18 protein-coding genes are annotated in these 19,869 nt (G+C 36.1%); 15 read left to right on the top strand and 3 right to left on the bottom strand.

Annotation, left to right across the window (positions count from 1 at the left end):
* Positions 1-18 precede the first annotated feature (18 nt).
* The 7 genes from dxs to GGQ92_RS02540 all read left to right on the top strand — a co-directional run bounded on the left by dxs (position 19) and on the right by GGQ92_RS02540 (position 9,144).
* Complete coding sequence (gene dxs / locus GGQ92_RS02570; RefSeq protein WP_184244252.1) at positions 19-1,923, top strand: 1-deoxy-D-xylulose-5-phosphate synthase; 1,905 nt, start codon at positions 19-21, stop codon at positions 1,921-1,923.
* Between the two features lie 4 nt (positions 1,924-1,927).
* On the top strand, positions 1,928-2,746 hold the full coding sequence (locus tag GGQ92_RS02565) for a TlyA family RNA methyltransferase (RefSeq protein WP_184244249.1): 819 nt from the start codon (positions 1,928-1,930) through the stop codon (positions 2,744-2,746).
* Positions 2,747-2,801: 55 nt separating this feature from the next.
* Entirely contained in the window at positions 2,802-3,251 is a 450-nt protein-coding gene (gene ahrC, locus GGQ92_RS02560; protein WP_184244247.1) for a transcriptional regulator AhrC/ArgR, read from the top strand.
* Positions 3,252-3,266: 15 nt separating this feature from the next.
* Complete coding sequence (recN, locus tag GGQ92_RS02555) at positions 3,267-4,991, top strand: DNA repair protein RecN (protein WP_184244245.1); 1,725 nt, start codon at positions 3,267-3,269, stop codon at positions 4,989-4,991.
* A gap of 123 nt (positions 4,992-5,114) precedes the next feature.
* Entirely contained in the window at positions 5,115-6,404 is a 1,290-nt protein-coding gene (gene spoIVB, locus GGQ92_RS02550) for a SpoIVB peptidase (protein WP_184244243.1), read from the top strand.
* Between the two features lie 277 nt (positions 6,405-6,681).
* A complete protein-coding gene (gene spo0A, locus GGQ92_RS02545; protein ID WP_246383990.1) occupies positions 6,682-7,413 on the top strand; it encodes a sporulation transcription factor Spo0A in 732 nt (243 codons plus the stop codon).
* A gap of 378 nt (positions 7,414-7,791) precedes the next feature.
* A complete protein-coding gene (locus GGQ92_RS02540; protein ID WP_184244239.1) occupies positions 7,792-9,144 on the top strand; it encodes an aspartate kinase in 1,353 nt (450 codons plus the stop codon).
* Between the two features lie 91 nt (positions 9,145-9,235).
* On the opposite strand, the gene GGQ92_RS02535 is transcribed toward GGQ92_RS02540, so the two are convergent.
* On the bottom strand, positions 9,236-9,502 hold the full coding sequence (locus GGQ92_RS02535) for a DUF2627 domain-containing protein (protein ID WP_184244781.1): 267 nt from the start codon (positions 9,500-9,502) through the stop codon (positions 9,236-9,238).
* A 225-nt stretch (positions 9,503-9,727) separates the two neighbouring features.
* On the opposite strand from GGQ92_RS02535, the gene GGQ92_RS02530 reads away from it, so the two are divergent.
* From GGQ92_RS02530 to GGQ92_RS02505, 6 genes are read left to right on the top strand one after another with little or no spacing between them, the layout of a single operon-like run.
* A complete protein-coding gene (locus GGQ92_RS02530; protein WP_184244237.1) occupies positions 9,728-11,272 on the top strand; it encodes an AAA-type ATPase lid domain-containing protein in 1,545 nt (514 codons plus the stop codon).
* Positions 11,259-12,344, top strand: coding sequence for a butyrate kinase (gene buk, locus GGQ92_RS02525; protein ID WP_221437195.1), 1,086 nt, complete (start codon positions 11,259-11,261; stop codon positions 12,342-12,344). Before GGQ92_RS02530 ends, buk begins: the two co-directional genes overlap by 14 nt.
* 16 nt (positions 12,345-12,360) lie before the next feature.
* Positions 12,361-13,779, top strand: coding sequence for a dihydrolipoyl dehydrogenase (lpdA, locus tag GGQ92_RS02520; protein WP_184244235.1), 1,419 nt, complete (start codon positions 12,361-12,363; stop codon positions 13,777-13,779).
* Entirely contained in the window at positions 13,772-14,770 is a 999-nt protein-coding gene (locus GGQ92_RS02515) for a thiamine pyrophosphate-dependent dehydrogenase E1 component subunit alpha (protein ID WP_184244233.1), read from the top strand. Before lpdA ends, GGQ92_RS02515 begins: the two co-directional genes overlap by 8 nt.
* Positions 14,770-15,753 carry an alpha-ketoacid dehydrogenase subunit beta gene (locus GGQ92_RS02510; RefSeq protein ID WP_184244230.1) on the top strand — a complete coding sequence of 328 codons (984 nt, stop codon included), beginning with the start codon at positions 14,770-14,772 and terminating at the stop codon, positions 15,751-15,753. Before GGQ92_RS02515 ends, GGQ92_RS02510 begins: the two co-directional genes overlap by 1 nt.
* Before the next feature lie 19 nt (positions 15,754-15,772).
* Positions 15,773-17,077, top strand: coding sequence for a dihydrolipoamide acetyltransferase family protein (locus GGQ92_RS02505; protein ID WP_184244228.1), 1,305 nt, complete (start codon positions 15,773-15,775; stop codon positions 17,075-17,077).
* A 78-nt stretch (positions 17,078-17,155) separates the two neighbouring features.
* Here GGQ92_RS02505 and GGQ92_RS02500 read toward each other — a convergent pair whose 3' ends face one another.
* Positions 17,156-17,842, bottom strand: a complete 687-nt coding sequence (locus tag GGQ92_RS02500; protein ID WP_184244226.1) for a TerC family protein — start codon at positions 17,840-17,842, stop codon at positions 17,156-17,158.
* A gap of 173 nt (positions 17,843-18,015) precedes the next feature.
* On the opposite strand from GGQ92_RS02500, the gene GGQ92_RS02495 reads away from it, so the two are divergent.
* Positions 18,016-18,447 (top strand): BrxA/BrxB family bacilliredoxin, encoded by a 432-nt coding sequence (locus GGQ92_RS02495; RefSeq protein WP_184244224.1) that lies wholly within the window; start codon positions 18,016-18,018, stop codon positions 18,445-18,447.
* A 117-nt stretch (positions 18,448-18,564) separates the two neighbouring features.
* Here GGQ92_RS02495 and prli42 read toward each other — a convergent pair whose 3' ends face one another.
* Positions 18,565-18,666: a stressosome-associated protein Prli42 gene (prli42, locus tag GGQ92_RS02490; protein WP_184244222.1), complete on the bottom strand. Its 102-nt coding sequence runs from the start codon at positions 18,664-18,666 to the stop codon at positions 18,565-18,567.
* Positions 18,667-18,752: 86 nt separating this feature from the next.
* On the opposite strand from prli42, the gene GGQ92_RS02485 reads away from it, so the two are divergent.
* Positions 18,753-19,868 carry a M20/M25/M40 family metallo-hydrolase gene (locus GGQ92_RS02485; RefSeq protein WP_184244220.1) on the top strand — a complete coding sequence of 372 codons (1,116 nt, stop codon included), beginning with the start codon at positions 18,753-18,755 and terminating at the stop codon, positions 19,866-19,868.
* Position 19,869: the final 1 nt, after the last annotated feature.

The raw sequence follows: 19,869 nt of genomic DNA, 5'->3' as shown, positions 1-19,869 counted from the left end.
TATAGGGAGGAGTCCTCCATGGACCTTACCAAGATTGAAAACCCAGGCTTTTTAAAAGATTTAAACAACTATGAATTAGAACAGCTTGCAGGAGAGGTGCGTCGATTTCTTATTGAGAAGCTGTCAGTGACTGGAGGACATCTCGGTGCAAATTTAGGAGTTGTCGAATTAACTTTAGCTTTACACCGACATTTTAACAGTCCAGAAGACAAGATTTTGTTTGATGTTGGACACCAGTCGTATATTCACAAAATACTTACAGGTCGAACAGCGGCATTTGACACGCTAAGACAATATAAAGGTTTATGTGGATTCCCGAAGAGAAGTGAAAGTGAGCATGATGTTTGGGAAACTGGACACAGCTCTACATCTTTATCTGCTGCTATGGGAATGGCATTAGCACGTGACATGAAAAAGGAGACACATCATGTTGTTCCAGTTATTGGGGATGGTGCGTTAACAGGTGGAATGGCTTTAGAAGCTCTAAACCATATTGGACATGAAAAAAGAAATCTCACTGTCATATTAAATGATAATGAAATGTCGATTGCTGGGAACGTTGGCGCTCTTCACAATGCTTTAGGTAGAATGAGAAGTGCTGGAAAATATCGGAGAGTTAAGGACGAGTTAGAATATATTTTAAAGAAAATCCCAGCAGTTGGTGGCAAGTTAGCACACACAGCTGAACGCGTAAAAGATAGTATGAAATATTTTATGGTTCCAGGTATGCTATTTGAAGAATTTGGTTTTACGTATTATGGACCTATTGATGGTCATGATTTTAAAGATTTGGAAGAGCATTTAGCATATGCAACGAAAACGGAAGGACCTGTATTGTTACACGTTATTACTCAAAAAGGGAAAGGTTACTATCCAGCAGAGAGTGATCAGAAGGATAAATGGCATGGAGTCGGTCCGTATAAAATTGATTCAGGTGAGAAAATTAAACCTGCTGATAGTGCACCTGCATGGAGTCAAGTTATTAGTGATACAGTCGAAAAGATTGCGGAAAAAGATGAACGAGTTGCAGTTATAACTCCAGCAATGATCTTGGGTTCCAAGCTTGAGAAATTTCAACAGCGTTTCCCTGATCGTCTTTTTGATGTAGGGATAGCTGAGCAGCATGCTGCAACTATGGCGGCTGGACTAGCTACACAAGACATGAAACCTTTCCTCGCAATATATTCTACATTTTTGCAAAGAGCTTATGACCAAGTTGTACATGATATTTGTCGTCAAAATCTAAATGTAGTATTTGGAATTGACCGAGCAGGATTAGTTGGAGCTGATGGTGAAACACACCACGGAGTATTCGATATTGCTTTTCTACGCCACTTACCTAACATTGTATTAATGATGCCTAAAGATGAGAATGAAGGGCAACACATGGTTCATACTGCACTGAGCTATAATGAAGGCCCAATTGCTTTCCGTTTTCCACGCGGTAATGGGTTAGGGGTTCCAATGGATTCTAACTTGAAGACAATTCCAATTGGTAAATGGGACGTTCTTAAACAAGGTACCGACGCTGTTATATTAACATTTGGGACAACCATTCCGATGGCAATGGAAGCAGCGAAAGAACTTCAGAAACAAGGGAAGAATATAGAAGTTGTAAATGCACGCTTTATCAAGCCATTAGATGAAGACTATTTACATACATGTATGCAACGTAACATCCCGATTCTTACAGTAGAAGAAGCTGCCTTAGCTGGGGGATTTGGGAGTGCAATCCTCGAGTTTGCAGAGGAAAACCATTATATGCCAAGAGTAAAACGTATGGGGATACCAGACCGATTCGTTGAGCATGGTAGTGTGAATGAACTACTAGAAGAAATTAATTTAACTAAAGAACAAATAGCTATCGAAATTAATCAGCTCCTTACTCAAGGAAAAGTTGAAAACAATAGAAAAAGGGCATGAGTAAATGGGAAAGAAAATCAGGGTAGATCAACTACTAGTAAATCGAGGACTGTTGGAGTCCAGAGAAAAAGCCAAAACGACTATTATGGCAGGACATGTCTTTTCGAATGGTCAGCGAATAGATAAACCCGGAACGAAAGTAGATGAAGAGATCCCATTAGAAGTAAAAGGAAATCCTTTACCATATGTCGGGAGAGGTGGTTTAAAGCTTGAAAAAGCATTAGACTATTTTAATCTCGATATTTCCAATCGAACAATGGTAGATGTAGGAGCGTCGACAGGTGGTTTTACGGATTGCGCCCTTCAAAATGGGGTCGAAAGAAGTTACGCAATTGATGTAGGATATAATCAATTAGCTTGGAAGTTAAGAAATGATAGTAGAGTGGTTGTCATGGAACGAACCAATTTTCGTTACATGACTCCAGACAAGTTAGAATATGAATTGCCTAGTTTTGCCGGTGTAGATGTATCTTTTATCTCGCTAAAATTAATTCTGCCCCCACTATATGAGCTTCTTACTAATAATAGTGATGCTTTGATTCTTATTAAACCTCAATTTGAAGCAGGGAAGGATCAAGTAGGTAAAAAAGGCATTGTTCGGGATCGTAATGTTCATGAAGAAGTTATTAAAGAGATATTATCGTTCGCCGAATCTGTCGGGTTTCAAATTGCTGGTTTGACATATTCTCCAATTACAGGTGGAGATGGTAATATAGAATTTTTAGCTTGGTTAAAAAAATCAGACGAAAAGACTGTAGACATATCCTATCAGCAACTTATAAAAACTGTAGTGGACGAAGCACATGACACGTTGATAAAATAAATTTATTCGGACTACATCCTTGTAGTCCATTTTCATATGAAAGTTGGAGGATAATATGAATAAAGCTCAGCGTCATATTAAAATACGTGAAATTATAACGGAAAGTATTATTGAAACTCAAGATGATCTTGTAAATGAGTTGCAAAGCCAAGGATACAATGTAACACAAGCAACCATCTCAAGGGATATTAAAGAGCTACATTTAGTGAAAGTTCCAGCAATCGATGGAAGATATAAATACAGCTTACCTGCAGATCAAAAATTTAATCCTCTAAATAAACTACGGCGCTTTATTGTCGATGCTTTTGTTAGTATTGACATAGCTACACATTTTATCGTTATGAAGACGTTGCCAGGAAATGCTCAAGCAATGGGAGCTTTAATAGATAATTTAAGCTGGAAAGAAATTGTTGGTACCATTTGTGGTGATGATACCATATTAATTATTTGTAAAACTGAACAAGACGCAAATGATTTAAAACAAAAATTTCTGGACATGCTTTAAAAGGACGGTGAGGACATGTTAACCGAACTATCGATTAAAAACTTTGCTATTATAGATAAATTATCAATTTCATGGAAAGAAGGATTAACTATAATCACTGGTGAGACAGGTGCTGGAAAATCCATTATTATCGATGCACTTGGACTTTTGGTCGGTGGGCGTGGGTCAAGTGAATTTGTTCGCCATGGAGAAAAACGTGCAGAGTTAGAAGGTTTATTCATTATCGAAAACCCTGAACACCCTGTTTACAAGAAAGCTCTGGATCTAGGTTTTGATATTGATGAGGATAACATGGTTGTTCTTCACCGTGCTATATCAGCTTCTGGAAAAAGCGTTTGTCGTATTAATGGTAAGCTGACAACCCTTGCTATCTTAAAGGAAATAGGTCAAACATTATTAGATATCCATAGTCAGTATGAAACACAATCATTACTCCATCAGGATAAGCACATTAATTTATTGGATCAATTTGTCGAAGCGGAAAATCCAGGTTTCATGGATAACTTTCATTCACTTTATAATCAATGGAAAGAGCTAAAAACAGCGTATAAAAATTTTAGTCAAAACGAAAAAGAATTAGCACAGAGATTAGATTTGTTGCAATTTCAGCTTAATGAGATTCAAGAAGCAAACCTCCAGCCAAATGAAGATAAAGATTTGATTAGCGAGCGAAATAATTTACGTAACTTTGAAGTAATATTTCAAAATCTTACGGAGTCTTATAACGCTTTAAGAGGAGAACAACGAGCAATGGATTGGTTATCCCATGCTTCTAATTATTTGGAAATAGCTGGTGAATATCAAGAGGATATTAAAACTATCCATCAAAAATATATCGATCATTATTATATGTTAGAAGAACTTTCATTTAATATTAGAGACTATCTCGATCAGCTTGAGTTTGATCAGGAGCGATTAGATATAGTGGAAGCCAGACTTGATGAGATTAATCAACTTAAGCGAAAGTATGGTAACTCGGTTGATGAAATTATGGAATTTAGTGCTAAGGTGGAAGAAGAAATGGAAACAATTACGAATCAAGATCAACATCTAAGCAATTTAGCTGAGCAATTAGAAGAAATTGCTGATGACCTCTTAATTGAAGCGGAGGATATTCATAAAAAAAGATTGAAAGCTGCATCGCAATTAGAAAAAGCAGTACAAGATGAATTAAAGGATTTATATTTAGATAAAGCTGTTTTTAATGTGAATATCCACCTGCAAGAGTCTTTAGATGGTTTGGAATATAGAGGTAAAAATGTACACTTAAATGAACTAGGAATGGACCGAGTAGAATTTTTCATTTCTACAAACCCAGGTGAGCCTCCAAAAGAATTACGTAAAATAGCTTCGGGAGGAGAAATGTCTCGAATTATGCTCGCGTTAAAAAATATATTTGCTAAACATCAGCGGATTACAAGCGTTATTTTTGATGAAGTAGATACAGGTGTAAGCGGAAGAGTTGCTCAGTCCATGGCTGAAAAGATATATAACATTTCAAATGGTTCCCAAGTAATTTGTATATCACACCTGCCACAAGTAGCATCTATGGCGGATACACACTTGAAAATTGAAAAGATATTAGAAAATAATCGAACGTATACAACTGTTTCTGAATTAGCCTTTGAAGACAGAATAGAGGAAATTGGTAAAATGATGACCGGTGCTGAATTAACAGAAACTTCTAAGATACATGCCCGAGAATTAATCGAGCGCAATATGTCATCCTCCCATTCCTAAAACTTTAGAAGAAGTGGAAAACATCACCCTAATTTGTTATGTTTAACGGGTTTAAAAAAACCCCGATAAGGTCAAATTAAGGATACAGATTAGAAGTCTGTATAACACAAGGAGGGTGATGTTGTGAACGAGAATGTTGTAAGGAGAATGATTGGAACTATACTCCTTGTCGTTTTATTTCTACTCCCATGGTATTCACCATTTCAAATATATCTTTCCATACCTAATCAGATTACAACTTTTAATAATGCAGAAGCATTCAGTGTCCCTACTTTAGGTGAAAACAGCATAAATGTCCAACACGAGAATGATACAGAAGAAGTTCAATATGCAGCAGAATTTGCTGATATACCTGTTCATTCAAGCGGAGAAAAGGAATTAACTTATACGGTTTCTAATTTTCCTGTTAAGAAAGTGAATGTGGATGTTTATGATGATTATCAATTAATCCCAGGTGGTCATTCAATAGGAATTAATTTGCAAACTGAGGGAGTGCTGGTAGTAGGGTTTCACCTAGTAGAAACGGAAGAAGGTGAGATCTCCCCTGGAGAGAAGGCGGGAATTAAAATTGGAGATAGCATCTTATCCATTAATGGTAATAAAATTACGAAAATGGATGAAGTAACTCCGATTGTAAAAGAAGCTGGTGAAAGTGGTAAGGCCTTAGATGTGGAAGTGAAACGTGGCAAAGAAACATTTAAAACAGAATTAACCCCCATTTTAAATAAGGAAAAAGAGAATTTCCAAATAGGTCTTTTTATACGTGACTCTGCTGCTGGGATTGGAACAATGACATTTATCGATCCAAACACGAAAAAGTATGGAGCTTTAGGACATGTAATATCAGATATGGACACACAAAAGCCTGTTGATATACATGATGGCTCAATTGTGCGCTCAAAAATAACTCAGATTCAAAAAGGTTCTAACGGTATACCAGGTGAAAAAAGAGCTGATTTTGTGAATGAGGCTGAATTAGGTAATATAACGAAAAACTCTCCATTTGGGATATTTGGCGAAGTTGATGAAACGGACAAATTTACCGATTATTCAAAGCCGCTATCCATTGCTTTTCCTCATGAAGTAGAAGAAGGAGAGGCAGAAATTTTAACGGTAATAGATGGAGAAAAAATCGAAACCTTTGATGTAAATATAGTAAATAGTGTGGATCAAAGTTCACCTGCAACTAAAGGATTGATCATAGAGATTACAGATGAACGTTTACTGGAAGCAACTGGAGGTATTGTACAGGGGATGAGTGGAAGTCCTATCATTCAAAACAATAAGATTATTGGAGCTGTCACTCACGTTTTTGTTAATGACCCTACAAGTGGATACGGTGTTCATATTGAATGGATGCTTAAAGAAGCGGGTATCGACATATACAAAAAAGAGAAAAAACAAGCGAGCTAATTGTAAAATAAAGGGCACTTGCATAATAAAATGCAGGCGTCCTTTATTTTTTTGTAGAATCTAGACAGTTTTCGAATATTTGACCTTTCTACTATATATATTTGTAAAAAGAAAGAATGATTTATGAGATAAGTTTGAGATATATGGAAGGATTTTCTTTTCCTATGTCGAATAAGTAAAAGGGACAGATAAATTTCAACATTGATTGAAGGAGGAACTTTTAGTGGAAAAAACAAGAGTTTTATTGGTAGATGATAATCAAGAATTAATTGAATTGATGAGAAGTTATCTAAATGAACAAGACGATATGAAAGTTGTAGGGACAGCTTTTAATGGGAAAGATTGTCTCTCCTTTTTAGAAAGTGACATTCCTGATGTCATTATCCTAGATATCATCATGCCTCATATAGATGGTCTTGCTGTGTTATCTCAAATTAAACGTAATCCTGAAACTAAACATGTTAACGTTATAATTTTAACAGCATTTGGACAAGAGGAAGTAACGAAAAAAGCAGTTAATTTTGGTGCTTCTTATTTTATTCTGAAACCATTTGATCTAGAACATTTAGCGGAACAGATTCGCCAAACACAAGGGCGAACAAATGAATTACCGTTTCATGATCAATTAATCACCTCCAAAGCTCCTGAAAAGAAATTTGATCTGGAAGCAAGTATTACGAACATTATTCATGAAATTGGTGTACCGGCACACATTAAAGGTTATATGTACTTAAGAGAAGCCATTACGATGGTATACAATGATATTGAATTGTTAGGATCAATAACCAAAGTGCTTTACCCTGATATTGCTACTAAGTTTAACACAACCGCTTCCCGAGTGGAAAGAGCAATTCGTCACGCAATAGAAGTTGCATGGAGTAGAGGAAATATTGATTCTATATCTTCCTTATTCGGATATACAGTAAATGTCTCTAAAGCAAAACCGACAAATTCAGAATTTATCGCGATGGTAGCAGATCGACTAAGACTCGAGCATCGTGCCTCTTAATAGGATAATTTATAATTGTTAACGTCACCGAACCGCTTGAAAATTTCTACAATTCAAGTGTGTTCGGTTTTTCATTCCCAATAAAGAAGTATAAAATTCTGCTTGAATTTGTCTAGTACAAGCATCCTACCTCCTCAAGGCCTTAAGTAATGCTATTCATTGGTCAACAAGACGCATACTCTTTTCTTATTGTTTTGATTGTAATCCCCGATATTCACGTATATTTAGTTAAAATATGTTGCCTGAAGACTAACATTCAATCATACAAGGAGTTCCTTCCATTAAAAAGAATTAAGTATGCTACTTTCTGATAACAAAATTCTGAAAAATATGATAATATTTTATTGTTGCAAATATTTATATTGGAGAGGTTAAAACATGAAAGTAGCAAAGTTTGGTGGAAGTTCAGTAGCAAATGCTGAACAATTAAGAAAGGTAGCAAATATTATTCAAGATGATAAAGAAAGACGAGTTATCGTAGTATCCGCACCAGGAAAACGATCATCGGAAGATATTAAGGTAACAGACCTTTTAATTGATCTAGGTGAAACATATTTCAAAAATGAAAAATATGAAGATAAATTGGAAGTCATTTTAGGTCGATTTCAAAATATTACGGATGATTTAAATCTTTCGAATCACGTTATTGAAGAAATTCGAAATGGGATTGAGGATATATTAGCGTCAAACTTAGAGGATATTTCGAAGATGGATGCATTAAAAGCTACTGGAGAAGACTCATTAGCAAAAATATTGGCCTTATATTTACAATCATTAGACGTGAATGCAACCTACTTAAATCCAAAGGATGCAGGAATTTTTCTAAGTGACGAGCCAGGAAGCGCAAGAATTCTTGAAGAAAGTTATCAGCACCTCTATAAATTAAATGAACGTGAAGAAATTGTAATTATACCAGGATTTTTTGGTTACACAAAAGGTGGTAAATTAGTTACATTTTCTCGTGGTGGTTCCGATATAACGGGTTCTATTGTAGCTGCTGGTGTTAAAGCAACATTGTATGAGAACTTTACAGATGTAGACTCTGTATACAGTGTTAACCCGAACATTGTAGAGAATCCTAATAAAATTACATCACTTACATACAAGGAGATGCGAGAGCTTTCTTATGCAGGTTTTTCAGTGTTTCATGATGAAGCATTAATTCCAGCCTTTAAAGCTGATATCCCAGTATGTATTAAAAATACTAATAATCCTTCTGGAATGGGGACAATCATTGTTTCCCAAAAAGAACCACAACCTAATCCTGTAGTAGGAATTGCTAGTGATACTGGATTCATAAGTATTTACGTTAGTAAATATTTGATGAACCGTGAGCTTGGTTTTGGACGTCGATTATTAACGATTTTAGAAGACGAGGATATTTCCTTTGAACATACACCTTCAGGAATTGACGATATGTCAGTAATTATAAGGCAATCCCAATTGACTAAGGAAAAAGAAGAACGAGTAATAACACGAATTAAAGAGGAACTAAACCCTGATTTAGTGCATGTAGATCGTGATTTAGCATTAATCATGGTTGTAGGTGAGGGGATGAACAGCACAATCGGGTTAGCGGATAAAGCAACTCATGCTTTTGCACGAGCTAATGTTAATCTAGAAATGATCAACCAAGGTTCTTCTGAAGTCTCGATGATGTTTGGTATAAAAACGGATAAAGTAGATGAGGCAGTTCGATCGTTATATAAGATATTCTTTGAAGGAGAATAACACTAGAAAAAGACAGTGGATACTTATAAAAGTCCACTGTCTTTTTGTTTGAGTTATATTTCAACGATCTTATGCTTTATTAATTTGCGCTCTAATTCGTCTCGTTAGAGTCATGGTGGTGTTTATATCGATTATTTCTACCACCCTTAGTAAGTTGCCTTTTACGATCACGATGGACAATAAACCCACCAATAAAAAGTAATCCTCCAATAAATAAAACCAATCCAATAAAGAATTGTATATAGATATGAAAGAAGATGGAGACCAATTCTCCAAAAAATGCATCTCTCATTAGTTTTATGCCATATGTAGCCAATATTCCTGGTATAACAAGAATTGCTAATGCAACAAGTCTCAGTGTAATCTCCCCCTGTTAGTATCCCTAAAACATCTAGGATAAGTATATCATAATCTTTTCGGTATTTGGAAAGAGGATACTTGAGTACATGATAATACAACTAATGAAATCAACTGCACGATACTTTGCTCTTACGTACTATTCATTATAACCTATATTTCCTTGATTTAATTCCTTGAAAAGTTTATGATGGTATCATGCAAATAAATGCAGGATGTGATGAAGTTGTCTGCAAAAAATATCATATTAAATGAAGAGTTGTTGCACAATTTACCAATTGGGGTTGTTCTAATCAGCAATGATAGTCATATACTATTAGCAAATAAAAAGGCAGAGCAACTTCTCTTAAAAGATAAAAAACTGACAACACGCACAAAGTTGTATAGTGTACTTGTGGAGTCGAAAAATATAGAGGTACAGCAATTACGACGGATTATTAAACAAGTCGATTATGCAATAGAAACAGACCAAAAAATTGTGACACAATATTCTCCCTTGCTAGGTAAAAACCATGAATTACAAGGTGTTATTCTATTATTACAAAGTTTTAACGAATTTAATGATATGGTTTACGACTTTACAAAACTAGAGTATTGGCGTTCTGCTATGCAAAAAATTGCGCACTTTCCAGGTAAGTCTTTTCGCATTGTAAATAAATCCGGACAAACAGACGTAGCAAGTAGCGATTGGAGTAAGATAATCGAATATACTGAGAAGTTGACGGAATATACGGAACAGCAATTTACGCAAGCAATGAATAAAAGAAGAACAATCCAAACTGTCATAAATACTGAAACAATTATAAATCAAAGTTTGATATTAATAACGGAACCAATATTTCATAATGGGAAAATTGCAGGTTGCTTACAAGAAATAAAAGTTAAGAAACAGAATCAAGATACCGAAAGAAAATTAGAAGTGATGACCAAATTAGTTCGTAAATTAGAGAATAATTACAAGTTAGTCGATATTATCGGTCAAACAACAGAAATGCAATTAGTAAGAGAACAAGCAAAGCTTTATTTGAAAACAGCAAGACCAATCTTAATATCGGGCGAGAAAGGGACAGGTAAGAGAACTCTTGCAAAAGCAATTCACAATGAAAGTAAGCTTCAATACGAAGCTTTTCTAACATTTGATTGTAATCATCCGAGTTTTTCATTGAATAAGATAAAAATCCATTTAGCACAATTTAAAAAAGGAACGGCATTTATTTATAACGTTGGCAATTTGTTTTCCGCAGATAACTTACTAAGAACATTAGAAGAGTATACCGATTTTCAACTAATTCTTAGCAGCACCAATATCGAAACGTTTAATAGCTTGAAAAACCACATTAGCCTACCACCACTAAGGGAGCGTGTGGACGATATTCCGTTTTTAGTTACTTATTTTATTGAGTTGTTCAATAACAAATACAATTTAAATATTGAAAAAGTAGATGAAGATTTAATGAAAGTGTGGATGAAAAACGAATGGCCTGGAAACGTAGCAGAACTCGAAATAACGGTAGGCAATATGATGAACGCTGTTTCCAGTAATCAGACGAAGTTAAATATTGAAGACTTAAAAGTTTTTACAACAAATGATTCTGTAGAGGTAGAAACTGACACATTACAAAATGCGGTAGATCAATTTGAGAAAAAATTTATTGTTCAAACATTGAAGGAATGCAACCATAATAAAACGAAAACAGCAAAGCTACTTGGAATTTCTATAAGAAGTCTATATTACAAGATGGAAAAATATCAAATTGATGGAGGAGATTAGAATAGTCAAAGATAGCTTTAGAATTCTGGTTGTTAATCCCTTAATAGATTACACCAAATATGGAATCTTTGAGAATGATACATCTCTTTATGAATGGGACGTTCCGGTTAAAAAGGAATGGGAGAAGCTATCCATTCATGAACAAGCGAAATACCGCACAAAGTCGATTATCAATCATATAGAGGATATTGGAATCGGACTTACTTCAATTGATGCAGTTTGTGGGCGTGGAGGACTTCTTCGACCAATTAGCGGAGGAACTTATCGTATCAATGAAAAAATGATAAACGATTTAGAGCAAGCACGATACGGTTTTCATGTCTCCAATTTCGGAGCATTAATAGCAAATAAAATAGAAGAAAAACTAAATATCCCTTCTTATATTGCGGACCCAGTTGTTGTAGATGAGATGATGGATTTAGCAAAATCAACAGGTCTCCCAAAGAGAAAGCGAAAAAGTATTTTTCACGCATTGAATCAAAAATCAGTGGCAAGAGAAATTGCCTCACAATTAAATGCTAATTACGACGATTTATGTTTCGTAATTGCGCATTTAGGTGGTGGTGTGACGGTAGGCGCCCATCAATATGGTCGAGTAATTGATGTGAATAATGGATTTGACGGAGAAGGACCGATGTCTTTTGAACGAGCGGGTAGTATTCCTAATCATCATTTAATCGATATGTGTTTTCTAGAAGGAAAAACGGAGAAGCAGATCAAACAAAAAATTATTTTCGAGAGCGGATTGAAGAGCTATTTAGAAATTCAAGATTTCGATGAATTAGATAGAGCTTATGCTGAAAGACAAAAAGAAACCGAAGAAGTATTTGATATTTTAGCTTATCAAGTTTCAAAAGAGATAGGAAAGATGAGTGCAGCGTTATCTGGTAATGTTAACGCTATTGGCTTAACAGGAAATCTTGCAAATTACTCCTATCTAACAGATAAAATTATCAATCAAACGAGCTGGATAGCTGATGTGTACATTATGCCAGGTGAAAATGTTTTATCTTCACTTTATCAAGCTGCTTACCGTGTGTTGACAGAGCAGGAACAAGCAATCCAATATTAAGAAAAGAGGTGGTTACGTGGCTGAAAATTATGATTTAGTCATTTTAGGTGGCGGAACAGGTGGATATGTCGCGGCCATTTGTGCAAGTCAAGCTGGATTAAAAACAGCTATCGTAGAGTCTGACAAAATAGGTGGCGTGTGCTTGCATAAAGGGTGCATTCCTACTAAATCTTTACTAAAGAGTGCCGAAATATATCAGCTGACGAAACATGCCGAGCAATTTGGAGTAGAGACAGCTGATCCAACATTTAATTGGTCCAAAGTGATTGCTAGAAAAGATGAGGTAGTCAATCGTTTATATAACGGAGTGCAGTCTTTAATGAAACAAGGCAAAATCGATGTCTATCATGGATTTGGTCGATTACTAGGTCCATCTATATTTTCTCCGATGGCTGGCTCTATATCTGTTGAGTATGAGGACGATAAAGAAAATGACATACTTATTCCCAAAAATGTCATTCTTGCTACTGGATCATCAGCTAATAGTATTTCTAAAATTGCTCCAGATGGCGAAGTTGTTATTACTTCAGATCACTTATTTGATTTAGATGACATACCACAAAATATGGTCATTATCGGTGGAGGAGTAATCGGTATCGAATGGGCATCTCTTTTTGCTGATGTAGGATGTGATGTCACAATTGTGGAAGCATCAGGAAATATATTGCCAGGATTTGATTTGGATATTATCTCATTTACAGAAAAAAGGCTAAAACAAAGAGGAATTAACATTCTAAAAAATGCATTAGTAGAAGATGTCAAAAAGGATAAAAATTCTGCTGAAGTACATATACAAACAAATGAAGAAAACCAAGTTATTACAACGGAAAAAGTATTGGTCGCTGTGGGTAGAAAGCCAAATACATTTAACATTGGTTTACAAAATACAGAAATCGAATGTGATGATGACGGTTCGATTATCGTGAATGAACATCTCCAAACAAAAGAAAGTCATATATATGCGATAGGTGATGTTACAGGTGGCAACATGCTTGCACATGTAGCAATGTATGAAGCTAGGAAGGCAATAAGTCATATTACAGCAAGTCAATCTCTACCGACGGAGAGTTCTATACCTTCGTGTGTTTATAGTAACCCAGAAATTGCAATGATTGGATTAACCGAACAGCAAGCCTTGGATCAAGGTTATCAGGTTGAAGTGAAAAAGACGTATTTTCCATCTGTAGGTAAGTCATTTGTGAATGGGGAGGAAGATGGCTTCATTAAAATGATTAGTGATCAAAAAACGAAGGATTTAATCGGTATTCATATCGTTGGAGGTACTGCAACGGAGTTAATCACGCCTGGTAGTATGGCTTTTTACTTCGATGCATCACCACTTGAGCTTTCCGAAGTCATCTATCCGCATCCTTCAATGAACGAAATTTACAGTGAAGTGGCTTTAGCAATCGAGGGGAGGAAATTACATGGTTAAAACAACTACTTTAAAAAAAGAAGACAAAACATTGTTACTGGATATGTATCGAGAAATGCTACTTGCTAGAAGAATTGACGAAAGAATGTGGCTTTTAAATCGGTCTGGTAGTATTCCGTTCGTCGTTTCGTGTCAAGGACATGAAGTTATGCAAGTTGCAGCATCATTTGCTTTAAACAAAGAGAAAGATTATATTTTACCTTATTACAGAGATATCGGTGTTGTTCTGCATTTCGGTATGACTCCTAAAGAAATCTTTTTATCTGCTTATGCGAAAGCAGAGGATCCGAATTCTGGTGGAAGACAAATGCCGAACCATTTCAGTCATCGACGACAACGTATCGTGACGGGTTCTTCTCCTGTAACAACTCAAATACCACACGGAGCAGGATTTGCTTTAGCTTCTAAGATGGAAGGGAAAGACGAAGTTACGTTTGTGACATTGGGAGAAGGTTCAACGAATCAAGGAGATTTCCATGAGGGATTAAACTTTGCTAGTGTTCACCGCTTACCGTTGATTGTATTTGTAGAAAATAATAAATATGCGATCAGTGTTCCATTAGCTAAGCAATTAGCTTGTGATTCAATCGCTGACCGAGCAATTGGATATGGTATAAAAGGTATTGAAGTGAATGGAAATGATCCATTTGAGGTTTACAATGCTGTTAGTGACGCTCATGAACGAGCTCTAAATGGAGAAGGACCAACTCTTGTAGTAGCGAATGCCGATCGACTTACCCCTCATTCTAGTGATGACGATGATATGTTATATCGAACAAAAAATGAAGTTGATAAAGCGAAATCAGAGGATGGAGTAGTAGCATTCCGCGAATATTTAGTAAATGAAGGTATTTTAACAGAGTCCGAGGAAAACACGATGGAAGAAGAAATTAAAGATGTGATTAACGAAGCTAATGAGTACGCAGAGAAGGCTCCATACCCGGATAAAGAGTCATTACTGAGTTATGTGTATGGTGAGGAGGTTAAATAATGGCGGTAAAGAATTATATCCAATCCATTACGGAAGCAATGTATGAGGAAATGGAACGAGATTCAAAAACATTTGTGCTAGGAGAAGATGTTGGTATAAAAGGTGGCGTCTTTCGAGCAACTGATGGTTTATACGAAAAGTTCGGAGAAGCACGAGTAATTGATACACCACTTTCGGAATCTGCAATAGTGGGAGTTGGAATTGGTGCAGCTATGTATGGAATGCGACCTATTGCTGAAATGCAGTTTGCAGATTTTATTATGCCGGCAGTAAATCAAATTATTTCCGAAGCTGCTAAGATACGGTATCGATCCAATAATGATTGGAATTGTCCCATTACAATACGTGCCCCATATGGTGGTGGCGTACATGGTGCTTTATACCATTCACAATCGATTGAAGCGATATTTGCGAATCAGCCAGGATTAAAAGTGGTAATGCCGTCTAGTCCTTATGATGCAAAAGGTCTTTTAAAAGCATCTATCAGAGATGAAGATCCTGTTCTCTTCTTGGAACATAAGAGAGCTTATCGTTTATTGAAAGAAGAAGTACCAGAAGAAGATTATGTTCTTCCGATAGGTAAAGCAGATATTAAGCGTGAAGGAACCGATGTAACTGTAATCACATACGGATTGTGTGTGCATCTTGCTAAAGAGGCAGCTGAAAAATTAGAAAAAGAAGGAATATCTACTGAAATACTTGATTTACGAACTGTCTACCCACTAGATAAAGAAGCGATTATCGAAGCTGCTTCTAAAACCGGGAAGGTACTATTAGTAACAGAAGATAACAAAGAAGGAGCAATTATTGGTGAAGTTGCTGCGATTATTGCGGAAAATTGCTTGTTTGACCTTGACGCACCAATCCAAAGACTAGCAGGCCCGGATGTTCCTGCGATGCCTTATGCTCCTCCATTAGAAAAGGAATTTATGATGAATGCCGAAAAAGTAGAAACAGCGATTAGAGACTTAGCAGAATTTTAAGAGACGGGAGGGAGATACAATGGAATTACGTCGAATTACGATGCCACAATTAGGGGAAAGTGTGACGGAAGGAACTGTTAGTAACTGGTTAGTCAAGGAAGGCGATTATATAGAAAAATATGATGCCATTGCGGAAGTGATGACAGATAAAGTGAATGCTGAAGTACCGTCTACTTTCTCTGGAACGATAAAAGAAATAGTGGCTAACGAAGGGGAAACAATCGCAGTAGGTGAGCTTATGTGTTATATAGAATCAAACACCCAAGAAGATAAGGTGGTCGAACCTTCAACGAATCACCCTACAACGAATAGTCCTATAACAACTAAAACATCGAATGAATCGTCTACTATGAAGCAGAGGTACTCACCTGTTGTTATGAGATTAGCACAAGAGCATGCCATTAATTTAGAAGAAGTAACTGGTACAGGTAAGCATGGTAGGGTCACAAGAAAAGATATTGAAAAGAGGATTTCTGAAGGACAAAAAGATACTACCAAGAAAGAAATTAAGCAAGTTGTAGCAGCTACAACTGATAGTCAGGCAGCTTCTTCTACAGAGAATGGTAATGCTTTCAATGAGTTTATTCCTCCAATTACACGAAGAAAGCCGATTAAACCGAATCCTGGCGATACGGAGATTCCAGTTACAGGACTTCGACGTACGATAGCAAACAACATGGTAAGGTCGAAAACCGAAATCCCACATGCTTGGATGATGATAGAGGTTGATGTTACAGAGCTTGTTTCTTATCGTAACGAAGTGAAAGACGCATTCAAGGAGAATGAAGGCTACAATCTTTCTTATTTTGCATTCTTTCTTAATGCAGTTGCAAAAGCTTTAAAGAAATTCCCAGAGTTAAATAGTTGTTGGGCAGGAGATAAGATTATTCAAAGAAAAGAAATCAATCTATCTATTGCAGTAGCTCACGGTAAAGAGTTATACGTCCCTGTAATTAAAAATGTAGATGAGAAAAGTATAAAGGGAATCGCAAAGGAAATTGCTGAATTGTCCCATAAAGCACGTACAGGTAAACTAACTCAACAAGATATGGAGGGTGGAACTTTCACCGTAAATAATACAGGTTCGTTTGGTTCTGTTCAATCGATGGGTGTAATCAATTACCCACAAGCTGCTATATTACAAGTTGAGTCGATTGTTAAGCGGCCAGTTATTATTGATAATATGTTTGCTGCACGTGATATGGTTAATCTATGTCTATCTCTTGATCACCGTGTACTTGATGGTGTAATTTGTGGGGCGTTTATGTCACACGTAAAATCCATTTTAGAAAATATATCTAGTGACACAACACCTATTTATTAATTATACGTAAAGAAAACAAATGGTATGAAGGTTAGTCGAAAACCTATACCATTTGTTTTTTTACTATTAGAAGTGGTGTTATGTCTTATTACTGACTCTTTGATTTTGTATCCAACCATTTGCAATAATTCCAGCTGTAATAATAATACTAACGGTAATCACAATCCATTTTCCTTCAAGTTGTAAAAGGTCCATAAGCCACTTCTCTTTTACCATCATTTCAACCCCAGTATAGACCAGAATACCTGCGCCTGCATAAAGCAATATTGGATATTTATTAAGTAAAACGACAATAAATTTAGCACCAAAAATCATAATAGGTATTGAAATAGCTACACCGAATACAAGTAAGGAAAGATTCCCTTTTGCCGCTCCTGCTATAGCTACAACATTATCTAGACTCATAATAACATCAGCTGTAATAATTGTTGTTATAGCTCTGAATAAGGTTGAATGAGATTGAATCCCTTCCAAATTTTCCTCTTCTTTTTGGATTAATTTATACCCAATAAAAATTAATAATAGTCCACCAATAAAATAAATCATAGGTAATTTTAATAAAAATACGACTCCACTAGCAAAAGCAATTCTTAGAATTACTGCTCCAGCCACCCCGAATAATATTGCTCGATGTTGGTGTTGTTTTGGGAGATTTTTTGTTGCTAAAGCAATCACTAATGCATTATCTCCCGAAAGAATGATATCAATAAGGATGATTTGTAATAGGCTTATCCAGTCTAACTCTTGTAGAAATTGAAGGTCCATTCCGTTCAACCCTTTCCCATAGAATCAAATATACTCTATAAACTATATGCCTTGTCCATCATATGATATTCCATATAGTCGCATTAATCTTCATAGATTGAATAGTTGCGATTATTGGAGTTCGAATGGTATCATAAAGCTATCAAATATACATTGCGAAAGGTTGGAGAAACATGGATTTCAATATATTTATGGGTGATGTTGTAGAGACAGCACGCCGTGAGATAAAAGAAGCAGGGTATGAAGAAATGACGACACCTGAAGAAGTAGATGAAGTGTTAAGTAAAGAAGGGACTACTCTTGTAATGGTGAATTCAACTTGCGGATGTGCAGGTGGAGTGGCTAGGCCGGCAGCAGCAGGAGCGATTCATTATGATAAGAGACCAGATCAACTGGTTACAGTTTTTGCCGGTCAAGATAGAGAAGCAACAGAAAGAGCTAGAGAGTTTTTTGAAGGTTACCCACCATCCTCACCTTCTTTTGCTTTACTAAAAGACGGCAAGATCTTAACGATGGTTGAGCGACATGAAATTGAAGGCCATTCACCGGTAGAAGTAGTTTCTAAACTGCAAAAAGCTTTTGATGAGTATTGCGAAGAGGTATAAAGAATTTTCAATATATATAACAGAAAAGGTAACCAACAATCTTTAAGTTGAAGATATGGTTACCTTTTCAATTTATATAGGATTGTACGGGAGTACGGTAACATTCATTTTATTTCTTTAAATAAACATTGCCAATCCATAAGTGATGGTAGATAGAACCATAGCTGCAATCATAATATAAATAATAAGCTTCATTCGTTTCTGGCGTTTCGATGCCATATAAATTCCCCCTTTAATTGGCAGATGATATAATATATTGTACACGGATTGCGGTTTTTCAACAAGTATAAAAAAGGAGTATATGCATGTCAAAACATTCTAGAATTGTAAAGCAATTTATTGATCTTGTAACAATTGATTCGGAATCAGGTAAAGAAAGAGATATCGCGGATTATCTTCTATCCTTATTTGAAGAGCTAGGAATTGAGGCTTATGAAGATGGGACAGCAGAAATAACTGGACATAGTGCGGGAAATATCATAGCTAAAATTCCTGGTAATAGTAAAGGAACACCCATTTTCTTCACATCTCATATGGATACAGTAGTTCCAGGGAATAATATTAAACCAATCATAAAAGATGGGTATATCTACTCAGATGGTAAAACGATTCTCGGAGCGGATGATAAAGCTGGAATAGCAGGGATAATTGAGACGATTCATCAGCTTAAAGAAGATGCAATTGATCATGATGATATTTATATCGTACTAACAAGTGGCGAGGAAACTGGATTAGTCGGATCTGGCGCTTTCCAAGAAGATTTGCCAGTACAATATGGCTATGCACTAGATAGTAACGGAGAGATAGGTAAAATTATTTCTGCAGCACCTTCCCAAGCGCGAATGTCTTTTGTTATAAAGGGGAAGTCATCCCATGCAGGTGTTAGTCCTGAAAAAGGAATCTCCGCAATTACGATGGCAGCAAAGGCAATTTCGAAAATGCCACTAGGGAGAATTGATGCTGAAACGACTGCCAATATTGGAAGTTTCGAAGGAAAAGGCCCAACGAATATTGTCTGTGATCAAGTATCTATTATTGCCGAAGCACGTTCCTTAAACCAAGACAAGCTTGAAAAACAAATTCAAGCAATGGAAGAGGCAATAATGGAAGTAACAGAGAAGATGGGTGGAGCTGCTGAAATAGATAAAAAGCAAATGTATTATGCATATAGCTATACAGAATCTGACGCAGTTGTCAAAACAGCGATGCAAGCTGTTACTAATCTAGGAAGAAAAGCAGAGGTTCAACCTAGTGGTGGTGGGAGCGATGCTAATCACTTTAATAGAAAAGGTCTGCCTACCATTAATTTGGGGGTTGGATATGAATTTATTCATACAAAACAAGAAAGAATAGCTTTGAGTGAGTTAGAATTAATTCCATCGCTAATTAAGGAAATAATTAAACTAGCGAATAGTAAATGAG

Source organism: Gracilibacillus halotolerans (assembly GCF_014206945.1).
Taxonomy (GTDB): domain Bacteria; phylum Bacillota; class Bacilli; order Bacillales; family Amphibacillaceae; genus Gracilibacillus; species Gracilibacillus halotolerans.
Note: the sequence above shows the minus strand (reverse complement) of the source record. Positions and strands in the feature narration are given on the sequence as shown.

Bases quoted from the DNA above. Each gene is read 5' to 3' on its own strand.
- dxs (WP_184244252.1), top strand. From the start codon at position 19: ATGGACCTTACCAAGATTGAAAACCCAGGCTTTTTAAAAGATTTAAAC.
- GGQ92_RS02565 (WP_184244249.1), top strand. From the start codon at position 1,928: ATGGGAAAGAAAATCAGGGTAGATCAACTACTAGTAAATCGAGGACTG.
- ahrC (WP_184244247.1), top strand. From the start codon at position 2,802: ATGAATAAAGCTCAGCGTCATATTAAAATACGTGAAATTATAACGGAA.
- recN (WP_184244245.1), top strand. From the start codon at position 3,267: ATGTTAACCGAACTATCGATTAAAAACTTTGCTATTATAGATAAATTA.
- spo0A (WP_246383990.1), top strand. From the start codon at position 6,682: ATGAGAAGTTATCTAAATGAACAAGACGATATGAAAGTTGTAGGGACA.
- GGQ92_RS02540 (WP_184244239.1), top strand. From the start codon at position 7,792: ATGAAAGTAGCAAAGTTTGGTGGAAGTTCAGTAGCAAATGCTGAACAA.
- buk (WP_221437195.1), top strand. From the start codon at position 11,259: ATGGAGGAGATTAGAATAGTCAAAGATAGCTTTAGAATTCTGGTTGTT.
- GGQ92_RS02515 (WP_184244233.1), top strand. From the start codon at position 13,772: ATGGTTAAAACAACTACTTTAAAAAAAGAAGACAAAACATTGTTACTG.
- GGQ92_RS02510 (WP_184244230.1), top strand. From the start codon at position 14,770: ATGGCGGTAAAGAATTATATCCAATCCATTACGGAAGCAATGTATGAG.
- GGQ92_RS02505 (WP_184244228.1), top strand. From the start codon at position 15,773: ATGGAATTACGTCGAATTACGATGCCACAATTAGGGGAAAGTGTGACG.
- GGQ92_RS02500 (WP_184244226.1), bottom strand. From the start codon at position 17,842: ATGGACCTTCAATTTCTACAAGAGTTAGACTGGATAAGCCTATTACAA.
- GGQ92_RS02495 (WP_184244224.1), top strand. From the start codon at position 18,016: ATGGATTTCAATATATTTATGGGTGATGTTGTAGAGACAGCACGCCGT.
- prli42 (WP_184244222.1), bottom strand. From the start codon at position 18,666: ATGGCATCGAAACGCCAGAAACGAATGAAGCTTATTATTTATATTATG.
- GGQ92_RS02485 (WP_184244220.1), top strand. From the start codon at position 18,753: ATGTCAAAACATTCTAGAATTGTAAAGCAATTTATTGATCTTGTAACA.